Genomic DNA, 14,795 nt, shown 5'->3' with positions numbered 1-14,795 from the left:
ATCAGTTTGCGGCAGATGATTTCTGCCAAACGCCTTCGCGTTCCAAAAGTCTGGTCGCGGCCACCTGCTCTGCGGCACGCTTTGAGCGGTCTACGCCCGTTTCCGGCGCAACGCCGGGTACTTCCACCGTCACCGTGAAACTCGGATCGTGGTCCGGTCCGGTGCGGTCGTCAATCCTGTAAAGCGGAGTCGTCGCAAATTTTGCATGCGCCCACTCCTGCAATTCCGTCTTGGCATCACGGCGACCGGCATCCACGCTGGTGGCCCGCTTCTGCCAGTATTTCAAGATGAAGCTGCGCGCAGCCTCCAGCCCGCCATCCAGATAGATGGTGGCAATCAGGCTTTCCACGACGTCGGCACGCACGTTCAACATGGTCTTGCCGGTCAGCTTCTTCACATCGGAGCCGGTGCGGATGAACAGGTGCAGGCCCATCTCATCGGCAATCGCCGCGCAGGAATCGGCACTCACCAGCTGGTTGAGGCGAACGGAAAGCTCACCTTCGCTAGCCGAACGGAAGGTGGAAAACAGCAGTTCGGCGACGCAGAGGCCCAGAACACGGTCGCCCAGAAATTCCAGACGCTCATAATTTCCGGCCTTGGAAGAACGGGCGCTTGCATGGGTCAAGGCCCGGTCGAGCCGGGCCTTTTCTCTGAAATTATATCCGATGAGGGCTTCCAGACGACCGATTTCCTCCATCGAAAGCGGTTTGGTCTTGCTCATTTGACGACCTTGAACAGGCGGTCCCAACGCATATTGGCTGGCCAATCCCAGACGCGGCTGAACGGCGTGTCGTTGCCCAGCGAGAAGAAGATGACGCTCGCGCGGCCAATCAGGTTTTCAGCAGGCACGAAACCGACGTCGAAACGGCTGTCCAGCGAGTTGTCGCGGTTGTCGCCCATCATGAAATAATGGCCTTCAGGCACGATGAATTCGCGGGTGTTGTCACCGCGCGAGTCTGGCGACTGGTCCAGCGTGTCATAGGTCACGCCATTATCCAGCGTTTCGCGGAACACCGGAACGTTTGCACCGGGATCGGCACGGTAATCGGAGGTGAAGACACCATCAGCCTGCTTTGGCACCGGCTGACCATTGATCAGCAGCACGCCGTTGGTGACCTGAATGCGGTCACCCGGCAGGCCAACGAGGCGCTTGATGTAATCGACATCAGGGTTCGGCGGCAGACGGAAGACAACGACGTCACCGCGCTTCGGCTCGCTGAACTCGAGAATACGGCCCGAAAACAGGTTCGGGGAGAACGGCAGCGAATATTTCGAATAGCCGTAGGAGAACTTGTTGACGAACAGATAGTCGCCCACCAGCAATGTCGGCATCATAGAGCCGGACGGAATGGTGAAGGGCTGGAACAGGACTGTGCGGATGACCATTGCCAGAAGCAACGCCTGCACGATGACCTTGACGTTTTCCCAAAGGGCGCTCTGCTTCTTTTCAGCTTTTTCGGACACTTAAAGACCTGCCTGCTCGTTCTTCAATTTCAACGGACTTCCGTAAAGCCTGCTGCGTGAAGAAAGGTAACGCTCAGGCTTTAAATCAGTGTTCTGGCGCATGTCGTTTTAGCAAGATCAATGCGCACTTTTGGCGACATGCTTTAGAGCGTTTCCCAAACAAAAGAAAGCGTTTCCATACTGCCAGCCAGCCGTAAACCCCTGTAACCCCGCAATTCAGCGTTATTTGGTTACCGGCAGTGCCTCGATTATGACAAAGGCCTGCGCGTAAGGAAACTCGTCGGTGATGGTGAGGTGGATGACAGCCTCATGCCCGGCGGGCAAAAGCTTGGTGAGACGTGTCGCCGCGCCATTGGTCAGGATCATAGTCGGCTTGCCGCTCGGCAGGTTGACGACACCCATGTCCTTCCAGAAAACGCCCTGCGCCAGACCGGTGCCCAAGGCCTTGGAACAGGCCTCCTTGGCTGCGAAACGCTTGGCGTAGGAAGCGGCGCGGTTCTTGCGGCCATCGGATTTGGCCTGCTCGACGGCGGTAAAGCATCGATTGGTGAAACGGTCGCCGAAGCGAGAGATGGAGGTCTCGATGCGACGGATGTCGATGAGATCGCTGCCCATGCCTATAATCATTCAGTCATACCCAAAGCGGATTTTCGGTTGGCCACATGCTGCGCCAGCATGTGGTGCTTCTGCGCCCTGAAACTGCGGATGATCGCGTAGACGCTGACATAGGCGATGATGGCAGACAGCACAGCCGGAATGACCGCGCCGACGGTCATCGGCTCCAGCACGGGCCGCCACAGTTGCAGGAAATTCATATGGCTGAAGAGCGACACGAAATCCACATGCGGGGATGCGCTACGGTCTCCCCGCCCGAGAATGAAGTGACCGAGTTCCCAGGTGGACGCCCAGATCAGCGGAAATGTCAGGGGATTTGCGAAGGTCGTGCCGAGAGCGGCTGCCACCAGATTGGCTCTCAAAATGAAGCCGAGAACCATGGCGATGATGATATGAACGCCGAGAAAGGGCGTCCATGCGACTGCCACGCCAATCGCCACACCCGCCGCCACGGAATAGGGAGATGCAGACAGCCGCACGAGCCTCAGCTTCAAGTACCGAAGCGAACGGCGAAAACCCATGCGCGGCCAAAGAGCGGCGCGCAATCGTTCAAGTGGTCCAGCGGGTTTACGGCGGCGAAACGGCATCAGAGGAACTTATTGCATCGTTTCGAATACGCCAAGGGCAAACCGCAGGCTGAACCCAAAGAGCGCATTTCATTTGCGCTCCGTATCATTCCATACCGGCATGGCCGGTATGCGTTTTTGCATTACTTGCGGAACATGCCGCGATCGACTTCGCGCTGGCGGAATTCCAGGTCGATGCGCGATACGGAGTCGCTGAGGTAATCGAATTCGCGTTCCTGAGTGGTCTTGCCACGAACGGCACGGGCGATCTTGCGAAGGGGTCCAAACATCTTCTTTTCCTTTTCCAGATACATCGGCCACATCATCGGGTCTGTCCCGGCTGGCCGTTTTCTTGCTCTTGATTTCTGGAGTGAAGATAGTTCCGTTTACCGCCAATGACTACAGACAGGACAAGGCCGCTGCCATGCGCTGAGCGCATAACAACGGCCCTGAGTGTCAATTATTAGGCAAAACTGCCTCAATCGAAGGCACGTTTGACCGTTGAGACGCAGTCAAGGTCTTTGAGCTGTGACAGAAGCTGGTTCAGCTGGCGTAAATCCCAGACCTCGACATCGAGTGCCAACTCGGAAAAGTCCGTACCGATTCTAACCATGTTCAGGCCGCGAATATTCACGTCCAGCGTGGCGATGGATTGTGCGACCGATGCCAGCGTGCCGGGCTCGTTCAGCGCATTGATCATCACCCGGGCCATGAAGCGGGACTTGTTGGCCTCATCCAGATCCCAGCGCACATCGATCCAGCGTTCCGGCTCGTCATCGAAGCGTTGCAGCGCAGGCGACTGGATCGGGTAGATGGTGATGCCCTTGCCTTTTTCCATGATGCCGACGATGCGGTCTCCCGGCACGGCACCCGCCGCCCCGAAGTGCACCTCGACATTGTCAGACAGGCCGCGGATCGGCAGCGGGTCGGGACCATCCAGCACTTCGGCAGCACCGTCATCTTCCAGCACGGAGCGGGATTTGCCGGGTATCTTGAAGATCATGCCAGACGCGCTGCGCATATTGAACCAGCCATCGTCGCCGGTCATCTTCACGGTCACGCGTTCGTCCTGATAATCAGGGTAGACGGCACGCAGCACATCGAGCGAGGAGACCTCGCCGCGACCGACAGCGGCAATCGCATCCTCCACATCCTTCTGCGCCAGCCGATGAAGCACGGGCTTTAGACCTTCGCGCGAGAACGGCTTGCCGGCGCGCTCGAAAGTGCGCTCGAGAATGCGATGACCGAGACCGGCATATTGTTTGCGAATGGCCATGCGGGTGGCGCGGCGAATGGCCGAGCGGGCCTTGCCGGTCACGACCACCTCTTCCCAAGCGGCAGGTGGAACCTGCACGCCGGAGCGAATGATTTCCACCTCGTCGCCATTGTTGAGGCGCGTCACCAGCGGCATGATCCGCCCGTTGATCTTGGCACCAACCGTGGTGTCACCGATATTGGTGTGAACCGCATAGGCGAAATCGATGGGCGTCGCGCCGCGCGGCAGCGCAATAAGCTTGCCCTTGGGCGTGAAGCAGAAGACCTGGTCCTGAAACAGTTCGAGCTTGGTGTGCTCCAGAAACTCTTCCGGGCTATCGCCATCCGCCAGCGCTTCGATGGTGTGGCGCAGCCAGGAATAGGCGTTGGATTCCGGCGACAGCACATCGCCATCGCCAATCTCGCCATCCTTGTAGAGCGAATGCGCGGCAATACCGAATTCGGCGATCTCGTGCATGCGCTTGGTGCGGATTTGCAGTTCGATACGTTGGCGCGACGGGCCGACGATGGTGGTGTGGATGGAGCGGTAATCGTTCTGCTTGGGGGTGGAGATGTAATCCTTGAAGCGGCCCGGCACCACGCGCCAGCGGGTATGGACGATGCCCAGCGCGTCATAACAGGCTGGAATATCCTGCACCAGAATGCGGAAGCCGTAGACATCCGACAGCTGTTCGAAGGACAGCGACTTCGACTGCATCTTGCGGAAAACCGAATGCGGCTTCTTCTGGCGTCCCTTGACGTAGGCACCTTCGACGCCATTGGCGATCAAAAGCTCGCGCAACTCGTCTTCGATCTTCTTGATGAGGCCCTGATTGCGCTCTTCCAGATCCTGAAGCCGCTTCGTCACGGTATCGAAGGCTTCCGGGTTGAGATAGCGGAACGAGAGGTCTTCCAGCTCGTCGCGCATGTCCTGCATGCCCATGCGTCCGGCAAGCGGCGCATAGATTTCCATCGTCTCTTCGGAAATGCGGCTGCGCTTGTCCTCCGGCATATGCTCCATGGTGCGCATATTGTGCAGGCGGTCTGCCAGCTTGACGAGGAGAACGCGCACGTCATCGGAAATAGCGAGCAGCAATTTGCGCAGATTTTCCGCCTGTTTGGCTTTTTTGGTAACGAGATCGAGCTTCTTGAGCTTGGTCAGCCCCTCCACCAGGCGACCGATGTCTTCGCCGAACAGCTCATCGATTTCCGCACGCGTGGCGCTGGTATCTTCGATCGTGTCATGCAGCAACGCGACCGCAATGGTCGATTCGTCCAGATGCATTTCGGTGAGGATGGCCGCGACTTCCAGCGGATGCGAAATATAGGGGTCGCCGTTGGCACGCTTTTGCTGGCCATGTTTTTGCATGGCATAGACATAGGCCTTGTTCAGCAAGGCCTCATTGGCTTCAGGCTTGTATTTTTGAACCCGCTCGACGAGTTCGTACTGTCGCATCATGTATGGGATGCCCCGAAAAAAAAGTGCGCCGATCTAGACCGACGCACACTGCTGCATAATCTGGGTTCAGATTATGACGACAAAGCTTTACAGAGCGTAACCGGTACCCTGCCCGGCTGCGCTTCGGTTAATCAATAGTCGTCGTTCTTTTCCGGCGGCACAAGGCCTTCGATACCGGCCAGAAGATCTTCTTCCGACATCTGGTCGAAGTTGATGCTTTCCGGCGCATCGTCGTCTTCTGCGTCGCTGGAAGAACCGGCGGCGGCAATCGAGACCGGATCGGGCTCTGGCTCGTCCACTTCCACATGCTTCTGCAGCGAGTGGATCAGGTCTTCCTTCAGGTCGTCGGGAGACAGCGTTTCGTCTGCAATTTCGCGCAGCGCAACAACAGGGTTCTTGTCGTTGTCGCGATCGATAGTGATCTGCGACCCTTGAGAAATCTGGCGCGCACGATGGCTGGCAAGAAGAACCAGTTCGAAACGGTTGTCTACTTTATCAATGCAATCTTCTACGGTGACACGGGCCATTGCCTGTCCTTTGCGGTCTTAATGTCGCGGATTACCCGTCCCGATACAGGCATTGGCCACAGATTTCAAGTTTTTCCTCATCCGTGCCGTTCACAAGCCCCTCTTGCCTCCATTTCCGCCAATTGGATTAAACTTTATCCATAATTGTTTGAAAGGGGCTGGACTGGGGGATAATGACGCTTATATGAATGCTTAATAATGTACTGACTCATGCGTTTATATTCGCAAGCCTGTTACTGTTTGAATTATTGGCGGGGAGCTCGCCTTAGGAGGATTTAGTTTTAATGTTCGACCCACGCGAAAAAATTGCACTCTTTATCGATGGGGCCAATCTCTACGCCGCTTCAAAAAGCCTCGGATTTGACATCGATTACCGCAAGCTTCTGAAAGCGTTCCAGAAGCGCGGCTATCTGCTGCGCGCTTACTATTACACGGCGCTCATCGAAGATCAGGAATATTCCTCGATCCGCCCTTTGATCGACTGGTTGGACTATAATGGTTACAAGGTCGTGACAAAGCCCGCCAAGGAATTCACCGACGCCATGGGCCGCCGCAAGATCAAGGGCAACATGGACATCGAACTTGCTGTCGATGCCATGGAACAGTCCGAAACGGTGGACCATCTGGTGCTGTTTTCCGGTGACGGTGACTTCACGACGCTGGTGGATGCGCTACAGCGCCGGGGCCGCAAGGTTTCCGTCATCTCCACTATGTCGACACAGCCGCCGATGATTGCCGATGATCTGCGCCGTCAGGCCGATCACTTCATCGATCTTCTGTCGCTGAAAGCAGAAATCGGTCGCGATCCGAGTGAACGCGCACATCGCGTTGTGGAACCGACCGAATCAGTCGAGTAACAATTCGCCAAGTTGCAATATCAAAGCGCGTATCCCTTAAATGGAATACGCGCTTTTTTATTTTTGATAATAAATAGAATGCAATTTTAGCTCTTCATTAAGCATAAAAGTGTTCTCTACACTCTACTTTGACATGATTTGGGGTCGTGTCGCGACGGTTTAGGGGACCAGGGAATGAGCGGACAGACGGGCGGGCAACAGCTTGCGGAGAGACTTGAGTTTTTGGGTCTTGGCCCGCAACAGCGACAGGATCTCGCCGCGCTGAAGCCCACCATCACGGCCTCGCTGGATGGATCGCTGGATGCCTTTTACAAAAAGGCACGCGCCGTGCCGGATACGGCAAAGTTCTTCAACAATGAAGCCCATATCCAGCATGCCAAAACCATGCAGATCCAGCATTGGTCGCGGATTTCCTCGGGTTCTTTCGACAGCGATTACACCAAAGCCGTCACCGCCATTGGCCGTACTCATGCCCGCCTGGGCCTCGAGCCGCGCTGGTACATTGGCGGCTATGCCCTCATTCTGGAAGGCATCATCAAGGCCATCGTCGAATCGGAACTGAAAGGTTTCATGGTCGAAAAGAAGGGCAAGAAGGTCGCCAAGGACATGACCATTGCCATCAAGGCCGCACTTCTGGACATGGACTATTCGATCTCGGTCTATCTCGAAGCGCTTGCCGAAGAGCGTGCGAAATCCGAAAGCGAGCAGCAGCGCATGAAGGAAGAACAGGCGCAGGCGCTTGCCGTTCTCAACACCGCGCTGAACCACATGGCACAGGGCGACCTGACATCGCGCCTCGATGGCGACCTCGCTGCGGAATTCAATGAGCTGAAAAACAATTTCAACGTGGCGATCAGCAAACTCTCGGGCGCATTTTCCGAGATCATCGAGGAATCGCACAAGATTTCCGAAAACACCCGCGAACTCACCGCCTCCACCGATGACATGGCCCGCCGCACCGAGCAGCAGGCTGCATCTCTGGAAGAGACCGCTGCCGCTCTCGACCAGATCACCACCATCTCGCAGCAATCTGCCGCGCGTACCCAGCAGGCGCAGAACATCGTCAAGAGTTCCGCCGAGGAAGCCGAACGCTCACGCCACGTGGTGACCGAAGCCGTGGAAGCGATGAGCGCCATCGAGCAATCGTCGCAGAAGATCACCCAGATCGTCAGCGTCATCGATGAAATCGCTTTCCAGACCAATCTTCTGGCGCTCAATGCCGGAGTGGAAGCCGCGCGTGCCGGTGAAGCAGGCAAGGGCTTCGCGGTCGTGGCGCAGGAAGTGCGCGAACTGGCCCAGCGCAGCGCCAACGCCGCCAAGGAAATCCGCGTTCTCATCGACAAATCGTCGCAGGACGTAACCAATGGCGTATCGCTGGTGAACCGCACCGGCGAAGCGCTCAACTCCATCGGCGGCAAGGTCGATCATATTCAGGACCATATCGGCGCCATCACCAAGGCCGTGCAGGAGCAGGCCATGGGCATTCAGGAAATCAATGCCGCCATCAGCAGCATGGATCAGCTGACCCAGCAAAACGCCGCCATGGTCGAAGAAACCAACGCCGCCACCCATGGCCTGAGCGATGTCAGCAACAATCTCGCCGCCCTTGTCAGCCGCTTCAACGTGCAAAAATCCATGCGCTACGAACAGCCGAGTTATCGAGCCGCCTGACCGTCCCTGCCCCTAATGTTACGTTGAAAAACGCCGTGCGATCCCGATGGATCACACGGCGTTTTGTTCATTCGCGCATAGTGTATCAATCCACCGTGAGCGGGCATCCGTCGATATTGAAAACATTTTAGTTCATTCGTTTTTTCTTATGGTAATGCTGCGGATAATTGTATCAAATGGGCCGGATAACAGGCTGATTTGAGATCGGCACGGCAATAAAAAGAACAGATTACAAAGGCCCATGGAAGGTATCGCTTCTAAAGAACAACGTCGACTGGCAGCGCTCGAAAGCTACAATGTCCTTGATACGCCGCGAGAGCAGGATTTCGATGACATTGCGCAGCTGGCCTCCGCCATTTGCGGCACCCCTATTGCGGTGGTTAACCTGATTGGCGATGGCAGGCAGTTCTTCAAGGCCGAAGTAGGTTTGGGCGTACGCGAAACGCCGCTGGACAGCTCTTTTTGCGCAAGAGCCATTCTCGAACAGGATTTCATGGTCGTGCCGGACGCGACCAAAGACCCGCGCTTCGACTGCAATCCACTCGTCACAGGCGCGCCGCATATCCGCTTTTACGCTGGTGCGCTTTTAAAATCTGATGATGGCCTGGCCATCGGCACGGTTTGCGCACTGGGCTATGAGCCGCAGGAGCTGTCGGAGTCGCAAAAGGCGTCACTAAAGGCCCTTGCCCGCCAGGTCATGTCGCAGCTGGAGTTGCGACGCACCATGCAGGGCATGTCGCATGATCTGGCGCTGGAGCGCCGCCTTTCAGCAAAGAGACAGATTCGCGCCAGCAAGGTGGGCGCTCAGAACGAAGAACTGCTGGTCAACGACGCCCGCTCCAAGGCGGCCCATGATGCAGGGCGCATCGGCATTTTCGAGGTCGATCTCGAAACAGACGCGATGATCGTTTCCGAAGAATTCTGCCGCATTTTCGGCGTGCCGGAACACCGTCATTATCAGGCGTCCGTATTCCAGAAGCTCATTATCGATGCCGACAAGAAGACCGCCTCTGAAGCGGCTATCAAGGGCGATACCAACGCACCGCTGAGTGTGGAATATCGCATTCGCCGTGGCAACGATCAGCGTGTGCGCTGGGTGGCGCGGCGCGCGCAATTCATCGAAAACGAATTCGGCAAGCCAACCAAGATGATCGGCATCGTCATCGATGTCACCGATTCCAAGCGTAAGGATGCCCGCATCGCAGCGCTTCTGACGCTGGGCGACCGTCTGCGTGTCGGCAAGACGGTGGAGGATATCTCCCGCATCACCGCAGAAATTCTGGCCGAAGGCCTTGCCGTCAGCCGCGCCGGATATGCGACCGTCAACAGCGCCACCGATAATTTCTTCGTTGAATTCAATTGGCTGGCGCCCAATGTTCCCTCGATTGCCGGTCATCATTCCGCAAGCGATTTCAGCGCGACGATCACCCGCCTCGAGGTTGGCGATACGCTGGCCGTACCCAACATCAACGCCGCCAGCTGGCTGGAAGAGGATTTGGACGCCTATGTCGCCATGGGCGTGCGGTCCTTCGTCATGGTACCCATCATCGACCGGGGCGTGCTTGTCGGCGTGCTATTCGCCCATGATTCCAGGCCGCGTTTCTGGAGCAAGCTGGAGCTCGATTTCGCCTGGGGTGTGGCCGACCGTGCTTATGCCGCCATTGCGCGGCTGAATGCCGAATCGGAACAGCGGCTGCTCAATCAGGAGCTCAGCCACCGGCTGAAGAACACGCTGTCCATCGTGCAGGCAATCGCCGCACAGACGCTGCGTAACGTCACCGAAAAGGACGCCGTCGCTGCTTTCAACGGTCGCCTTCACGCACTCAGCTCCGCCCATGACGTGCTGCTTCAGCAATCATGGTCCACAGCGCGGCTGCGTGATGTCATCGGCAAGGTCATGCACCTTCATGCTGGCGATGGCAAAATCGTCATTTCCGGCCCGGAGGTTCCGCTGGGGCCTAAGGCCGGTCTGTCGCTTTCCCTGCTGCTGCATGAGCTGGGCACGAACGCCATCAAATACGGCGCGCTTTCCACAGATGCAGGCGTGGTGAACATCAGCTGGCATGTTTCGGATGATACGGAAAAGCCCATTTTGACACTGAAATGGGAAGAAAAAGGCGGCCCGCCCGCGTCCGAGCCCGAACGTCGCGGCTTTGGCTCGCGCCTCATCCGCATGGGCATTGCCGGTACGGGCGATGTGGAGAAAAACTTCACGCCCAGCGGCTTGGTTGCCACTTTCCGCGCGCCGCTATCGCTCGTCATGGAACTGGGCGAATAATCTCAGAAGATAATCAGCGCTAAGGGGCGCGGCTCAGCTCGCGCCGCCCTTGAGAAGACGCGATTTCTGGCGGTTCCAGTCGCGTTCCTTCTCCGTCTCGCGCTTGTCGTGCAGCTTCTTACCCTTGGCCAGCGCCAGTTCCAGCTTCGCCCGGCCCTTATCGTTGAAGTAAATCTTCAGCGGCACCAGCGTCATGCCTTCGCGGTTGATGCCCACGCGCATGCGGTTGATTTCCCGCTTGGATAACAGCAGCTTACGACGGCGGCGCGGCTCGTGGTTGAAGCGGTTGGCCTGCAGATATTCTGGCAGATGCGAGTTGATCAGCCAGATTTCATTGCCTTCATCCGACGCATAGGATTCGGCAATATTCGCCTTGCCATCGCGCAGGGCTTTGACCTCCGTGCCAGTCAGCACGATTCCAGCCTCGTAAGTATCGAGGATTTCGTAGTTGAAGCGAGCCTTGCGGTTTTCCGCAACGATCTTGTTTACGACACGCTGACTGCCTTTGGGGGCCATGTTTCAATCCGTCTTTTATTCATCCGCAATGATCTGCGGTTCGGTCCCCTATGTAGTGGCAAAGGTGCCGAAAGTGAAGGTGCGCCGTTGCCAGCGCACCTCAGGTTCATTTCAGTTGATCAGGCCTGCATGTTTCAGCGCGGCGTCGATGGCGGTTTCCGTTGCTGGTTCCAGCGTGTCCATCAGCGGCGAGCGAACCTTGCGGCTGCCATTGCGGGTGCGTGACAGAGCATATTTCGTGCCGCAAACGCCGGGCTCGATGAAGATGGCCTTGTGCAGCGGCATGAGGCGATCCTGATATTCCAGCGCCAGCGCATAATTTCCGGCAAGCGTTGCCGCCTGAAACTCCGCACAGAGGCGCGGCGCGACATTGGCCGCAACGGAAATACAGCCAACACCGCCATGGGCGTTGAAGCCAAGAGCGGTCGCATCTTCGCCAGACAGCTGGACGAAGTCCTTGCCACAGGCAATGCGCTGCTCCGACACACGGTCGATCTTGCCGGTCGCGTCTTTGACGCCGACGATGTTCTTATGCGCCTTGACCAGCGCGCCCATCGTTTCCGGCGACATGTCGATGACAGAGCGCGGCGGGATATTGTAGATGATGATGGGCAGCGTCACCGCTTCGGCAATGGCGGAGAAATGCGCAAACAGGCCCTTCTGCGTCGGCCTGTTGTAATAGGGCGTCACCACCAGCAGCGCATCTGCGCCCACTTCCTGCGCATGCAGGGCAAGCTCGATGGCTTCACGAGTGTTGTTGGAGCCTGCGCCAGCAATGACCGGAACCCGTTTGCCCGCCGTTTCCACGCACAGTTCAACGACCCGTTTGTGCTCGTCATGGGACAGGGTTGGAGATTCCCCTGTGGTTCCGACAGGCACGAGGCCGCTGCTGCCTTCGGCAATCTGCCACTCCACATGGGCGGCAAACGCCGTTTCGTCCACAGCGCCATCGGCGGTGAACGGCGTAATGAGGGCGGGAATGGATCCCTTGAACATGCAAAACTCCTTGCGGTGAGCCAGTTCATGCTTCAGCCGCATTCCATGGTTAAAACGATGTCACATTAGTGTGGGGCAAAGCCACCGACAAGCGGGCAAAAGCGTCTTTTGAGCCTCGAAACGCAAATAGTTTCAGAGCTTGTGAATACGCCGGAATTGCACCCGGCAAACATCGGGCAAAGCGCCGAACAAAGCCGTCTCTGACCGAAATTTGATCGAATGCGAGGTGTCTCGGTAAGGTTTCGTTAATGCTGAAAGCGGCTAATGGAATGCATATGACCCGCCAGAGATCGGCCCGAAAAAGAACGGTTTCCGGTGCAGACTTGAACACAAACTTGGAGTGGCTGAGGCGAGCCGTTCCGAAGTCGCGAGTAGAGGCATGAAGAAAACAGCTTTGAGCTTGGTGGCCGCGGGCCTTGCCGCAACCGTGTGGAGCGCCTGGGCAGGCCCGGCCCCTGACGGCGTTGTGCCCTTGCCCTACGTCAAACCGAATGCACCCACCGTGCCTGCCTTTTTGCCTGCGACACCCGATGTTACCGGCTCCATCATTCGCCCCAACGCCCCGCTTGACGTATCGGACCTGAAGGCCGGGCTTGATGCGCTGTCCAGCCGAGATGCGTTGCGCGCCATTTCCATTCGCAACGCCCTGCCCACGACCAGCCTCGACCGTCATATCCTGACATGGGCCATTGCGATCTCTGGCCAGAAGGATGTTGCGTCGAGCGAAATTGCCATCGCCCAGAAGGAACTTGCCGGCTGGCCGGGCGTCGCCACCTTCCGCGCCAATTCCGAACGCGCACTGTTGCGGGAAAACCCGCCCGCAGCGCAGGTCATTGCCACCTTCGGCACCACCAGCCCGGAAACGCCGGAAGGCACGATTGCGCTTGCATTGGCGCTGAACGCGTCCGGCAACACCGCGCAGGCGCAAAAGCTCATCCGCCAGCTGTGGGCCAGCGAAGGCATGGATACGGATCTGGAAGATCGGGTCATGGCCCAGTTTCCCGGCCTTCTCTCTGCTGCCGATCACAAGGCGCGCATGGATTACCTGATGTATCGCAGCCGCGTGAGCCAGGCGAAGCGCTTTGGCGATCTCGGCAAGGCGCCGTCGCTCTACACCGCATGGGCCGCCGTGCTGCAACGAACGAAGAATGCACCGGCAGCACTCACTGCCGTCAGCCCCGAATTGCGCAATGATCCCGCCTATCTCTTTGCCCGCGTGGAAAGCCTGCGCCATCAGCAGAAATACGAGGACGCCGCAAAGCTTCTGGCGCAAGCGCCGAAGGACCAGGCGAAACTCGTCAACCCCGGTGAATGGTGGAACGAGCGGCGAATCATCGCGCGCGGGCTGGCCGATCTTGGCGATTTCAAGCAGGCCTACCTCATCACCGCCAACCATTCAGCGACATCGGCGGTGGATATTGCCGATGCGGAATTCCACGCCGGCTGGTACGCGCTGCGGGCGCTGCAAGACCCGGCTGCGGCGGCGAAACATTTCAACGCGCTACTCGCGACTTCGAACCGCCCACTGTCATCGTCGCGCGCCTATTACTGGTTGGGCCGGGCTGCCGAAGCTGGTGGGCCGGGCGATGCGCGTGACTTTTTCACCAAGGCAGCAGCCCACCCCGGCACATTCTACGGCCAACTGGCGGCAGCGCGAATCGGCACGACGACGATCAACGTCACCTACCCTTCCCCCACGGATGCTGACAGACATACCTTTGCCGACCGAGAAGCGGTGCGCGCGATAGAGCGGCTGGAAGCCGCTGGCTATAGCTGGCGCGCCGATAGCTTGTATCGGGCACTGGCCGAACAGATCGACAGCCCCGGTGAACTCGCTATTCTCGCAGCGCGGGCGGAAAGAAACAACAATCATCAGGTCTCGCTGCAAATCGGCAAGACCGCCTTCAGCCGCGGTATCGATGCCGCAGCCCTTGCCTATCCTATCGGTGTTATTCCCGGCAGCGCCAATATTTCCGGCTCCGGCAAGGCTCTGGCTTACGCCATCGCCAGACAGGAAAGCGCGTTCAACCCCGCGGCCGTCTCGCCCGCCAATGCGCGCGGCCTGCTTCAACTTCTGCCCGGCACCGCAAAAGGCGTCGCCAGCCGCCACGGCATGGATTTCACCCAGGCCAAGCTGACGACCGATGCAGGCTACAACGCCACGCTCGGCGCGCATTATCTCGGCGAACAGATCGACAGCTTCGGCGGCTCCTACATCCTGACCTTCGTCGCCTACAACGCCGGCCCCAAACGCGTTCCGGAATGGATCACCCGCTACGGCGACCCCCGCGGCAAACCCATCGACGACGTGGTCGATTGGATCGAACGCATCCCCTTCCCCGAAACCCGCAACTACGTGCAGCGGGTCATGGAAAACTACCAAATCTACAAAACCCGCCTTGGCCAGAAAGCCGACATTGTGTCAGACCTCAGGAACGGCCGCCCGGGCTGAGCTGCGCGCCGGATGAGAGCAGGATGTAAAGCGCCGAGAGATCGGCGCTTTTTTGTTTGCCGGCGCTGGTTGCTCGCTTCAACCAGCTCGAAGTGCACACGCGCCAACTGAAAACGAAAAAGCCCGGCTCAAGAGCCGGG

13 protein-coding genes are annotated in these 14,795 nt (G+C 57.9%); 4 read left to right on the top strand and 9 right to left on the bottom strand.

Going from position 1 to position 14,795, the window contains the following annotated elements:
- Window position 1: 1 nt before the first annotated feature.
- The 7 genes from rnc to rpoZ form a co-directional block, all read right to left on the bottom strand.
- The gene (gene rnc / locus AC27VJ_RS04745; protein ID WP_113087128.1) at window positions 2–721 is read right to left on the bottom strand and encodes a ribonuclease III; all 720 of its coding nucleotides are present in this window, start codon (window positions 719–721) and stop codon (window positions 2–4) included.
- Window positions 718–1,464, bottom strand: coding sequence for a signal peptidase I (lepB, locus tag AC27VJ_RS04740; RefSeq protein WP_113087129.1), 747 nt, complete (start codon window positions 1,462–1,464; stop codon window positions 718–720). Before lepB ends, rnc begins: the two co-directional genes overlap by 4 nt.
- Window positions 1,465–1,686: 222 nt before the next feature.
- Window positions 1,687–2,091 (bottom strand): holo-ACP synthase, encoded by a 405-nt coding sequence (acpS, locus tag AC27VJ_RS04735; RefSeq protein ID WP_488683002.1) that lies wholly within the window; start codon window positions 2,089–2,091, stop codon window positions 1,687–1,689.
- A complete protein-coding gene (locus tag AC27VJ_RS04730) occupies window positions 2,088–2,666 on the bottom strand; it encodes a DUF2062 domain-containing protein (RefSeq protein WP_113087131.1) in 579 nt (192 codons plus the stop codon). The genes acpS and AC27VJ_RS04730 overlap by 4 nt, the downstream gene beginning before the upstream one ends.
- Window positions 2,667–2,788: 122 nt before the next feature.
- Window positions 2,789–2,935, bottom strand: a complete 147-nt coding sequence (locus AC27VJ_RS04725) for a DUF3563 domain-containing protein (protein WP_077106133.1) — start codon at window positions 2,933–2,935, stop codon at window positions 2,789–2,791.
- Between the two features lie 188 nt (window positions 2,936–3,123).
- The gene (locus AC27VJ_RS04720) at window positions 3,124–5,358 is read right to left on the bottom strand and encodes a RelA/SpoT family protein (RefSeq protein WP_353576318.1); all 2,235 of its coding nucleotides are present in this window, start codon (window positions 5,356–5,358) and stop codon (window positions 3,124–3,126) included.
- A gap of 131 nt (window positions 5,359–5,489) precedes the next feature.
- Entirely contained in the window at window positions 5,490–5,885 is a 396-nt protein-coding gene (rpoZ, locus tag AC27VJ_RS04715) for a DNA-directed RNA polymerase subunit omega (RefSeq protein ID WP_113087133.1), read from the bottom strand.
- A gap of 284 nt (window positions 5,886–6,169) precedes the next feature.
- Here rpoZ and AC27VJ_RS04710 point away from each other — a divergent pair, with 284 nt between their 5' ends.
- From AC27VJ_RS04710 to AC27VJ_RS04700, 3 genes are all read left to right on the top strand, one after another.
- Window positions 6,170–6,742, top strand: coding sequence for a LabA-like NYN domain-containing protein (locus AC27VJ_RS04710; protein WP_488683001.1), 573 nt, complete (start codon window positions 6,170–6,172; stop codon window positions 6,740–6,742).
- A 174-nt stretch (window positions 6,743–6,916) separates the two neighbouring features.
- Window positions 6,917–8,413 (top strand): methyl-accepting chemotaxis protein, encoded by a 1,497-nt coding sequence (locus AC27VJ_RS04705; protein ID WP_488683000.1) that lies wholly within the window; start codon window positions 6,917–6,919, stop codon window positions 8,411–8,413.
- A 241-nt stretch (window positions 8,414–8,654) separates the two neighbouring features.
- The gene (locus tag AC27VJ_RS04700) at window positions 8,655–10,691 is read left to right on the top strand and encodes a GAF domain-containing protein (protein WP_488682999.1); all 2,037 of its coding nucleotides are present in this window, start codon (window positions 8,655–8,657) and stop codon (window positions 10,689–10,691) included.
- 33 nt (window positions 10,692–10,724) lie between these two features.
- Here the strand turns inward: AC27VJ_RS04700 and smpB are convergent, their stop codons facing one another.
- Together smpB and dapA are read right to left on the bottom strand one after the other, a co-directional pair.
- A complete protein-coding gene (gene smpB, locus AC27VJ_RS04695) occupies window positions 10,725–11,207 on the bottom strand; it encodes an SsrA-binding protein SmpB (protein WP_113087137.1) in 483 nt (160 codons plus the stop codon).
- 111 nt (window positions 11,208–11,318) lie between these two features.
- Window positions 11,319–12,203, bottom strand: a complete 885-nt coding sequence (gene dapA, locus AC27VJ_RS04690; RefSeq protein WP_488682998.1) for a 4-hydroxy-tetrahydrodipicolinate synthase — start codon at window positions 12,201–12,203, stop codon at window positions 11,319–11,321.
- 379 nt (window positions 12,204–12,582) lie between these two features.
- On the opposite strand from dapA, the gene AC27VJ_RS04685 reads away from it, so the two are divergent.
- Window positions 12,583–14,655 (top strand): lytic transglycosylase domain-containing protein, encoded by a 2,073-nt coding sequence (locus AC27VJ_RS04685; RefSeq protein ID WP_488682997.1) that lies wholly within the window; start codon window positions 12,583–12,585, stop codon window positions 14,653–14,655.
- Window positions 14,656–14,795 lie beyond the last annotated feature (140 nt).

It is taken from the genome of Agrobacterium sp. 20P9.1.2 (assembly GCF_057799395.1).
This window is presented reverse-complemented; position numbering and strand designations above follow the sequence as displayed.